Annotated in this window: 1 protein-coding gene; it reads left to right on the forward strand. The window is 69.8% G+C overall.

Annotated elements, in window-relative coordinates; translation table 11 throughout:
• The coding region (locus ALMP_RS19240; protein ID WP_309299502.1) for an RHS repeat-associated core domain-containing protein at window positions 1–1,979 on the forward strand (1,979 nt) is incomplete at both ends.

Raw genomic sequence — 1,979 nt, forward strand, 5'->3', positions numbered from 1 at the left:
GTCCACGACGATCCCGCCGAAGGGCGACACCGTCACGGCGACCTTCGAGGACGCCGAGGGCCGCGTGGAGCGGCTGCGCGAGTACACCAACGCCGAGCGTACGAAGTGGCGGGACACCGTCTACGAGTACGACGACCTCGACAACCTGATGAAGGTGACCGCCCCGGGCGGCGCCGTCACCTCGTTCGAGTACGACAAGCGGGGCCGCCAGACGGCGGTCGTCGAGCCCGACGGCGGGCGTACCGAGATGCGGTACGACAACTCCGACAACGTGGTCGAGACGATCGACCCGTTCAAGCGGTCCCTGGTCACCACCTACGACGACGGCGGCCGTCCGACCACCCTGCGCGAGGGCAGCGAAACCGGCCCCAAGCGCGTGGAGTGGACGTACGACACCCTCGGCAAGGGCCTGCCCACGGCGCAGATCCGCTACGACAACGGCCTGGAGTACCGGGAGGAGGTCACCGCGTACGACGACGCCTACCGGGTGAAGTCGACGAAGACGGTGATCCCGGCCGAACAGACGGGTCTGGCCGGCACGTACGAGTACGAGTACGACTACACGCCGACCGGAAACCTCGCCTGGGTCCAGCTTCCCGGCCTGGGCGGTCTGGTGACCGAGCGGGTCGTCTTCCGCTACAACTCCGACGACCTGCCGATCTCCGTCGGCGGCGCGTCCACGTACCTCGCGGACGTCGAGTACTCGGCGTACGGCGAGATCCTGCGCACGGACTCGGGCCCGGCGGGCAAGAAGGTGTACGGCTCGTACATCTACGACGAGTTCACGCGCCGCCTCCAGACGGCCACCTTCGACCGCTCGGTCAGCCCGGTCCGCATCAGCGAGACGCGGTACGGGTACGACGAGGCCGGCAACGTCACCAAGATCACCGACGTGCCCGGCAGCGCGGCGTCCGACGCGGGCAAGCCCGACACGCAGTGCTTCGTCTACGACCAGCTGCGGCAGATGACCGCTGCCTGGACCTCGAAGACGACGGACGACTGCACGGCCGCTCCGTCGAAGGACACGGTCGGCGGTCCGGACGCGTACTGGCAGTCGTTCGAGTACGACGACGCGGGCAACCGCAAGAAGCTCGTGGAGCACGACCCGACGGGCGACACCACGAAGGACGTCACCCGCTCGTACGTGTACGGCAAGGAGGGCGTGGGCGGCCCGAACGCGCTGGCCGAGATCAAGTCGACCGGCCCGCAGGGCGAGCGCCTCAACACCTTCTCCTACGACAAGGCCGGCAACACCACCGGACGTCAGCACCAGGGCGTCAACCAGACGCTCGAGTACGACGTCGAGGGCAACCTGCACAAGGTGACCGAGCCGGTCGAGGGCGGGGGCACGAAGGCCACGTCGTACCTCTACGGCGCGGACGGCGAACGCCTCATCCGCACCGGAGCGGACGGCAGCCGCACGCTCTACCTCGGCGAGGCCGAGCTGACGGTCAACGCGGCCAACACCAGCGCGAAGGCCGAACGCTTCTACCCGCACCCCGACGGCTCGACGACGGTCCGCGCGACCGGCGGCGTCCGTCAGATGATGCTGGCCGACCACCACGGCACGTCCCACACGGTCGTGGACATGGTGGGTCCGGCGATGGGCGTCACCCGGCGCAAGTCGATGCCGTTCGGTGAGGCGCGCGGGCAGCAGCCCACCGCCTGGCCCGGAGAGCGCGGCTTCGTCGGCGGCACGGTCGACAAGGACACGGGGCTGACCCGGCTGGGCGCCCGTGACTACGACCCCGTCACCGGGCGGTTCATCCAGGTCGACCCGATGGTCGACTACAGCCAGCCGGCCACGCTGAACGCGTACGCCTACAGCAACAACGCGCCGGCCACCTTCTCCGACCCGTCCGGGACGTTCTTCCCGGTGCTGATCGGTATCGCGGCCCGTATCGCCATCCAGGCGGCGATCCGCGCGGCGGCCCGCCGTGCGGCGATCATCGCGGCCCGCAAGGCGGCCCAGGCGGCGG

Origin of the sequence: Streptomyces sp. A012304, from assembly GCF_026008495.1 — a bacterium.
In the GTDB taxonomy this organism is placed as follows: domain Bacteria; phylum Actinomycetota; class Actinomycetes; order Streptomycetales; family Streptomycetaceae; genus Streptomyces.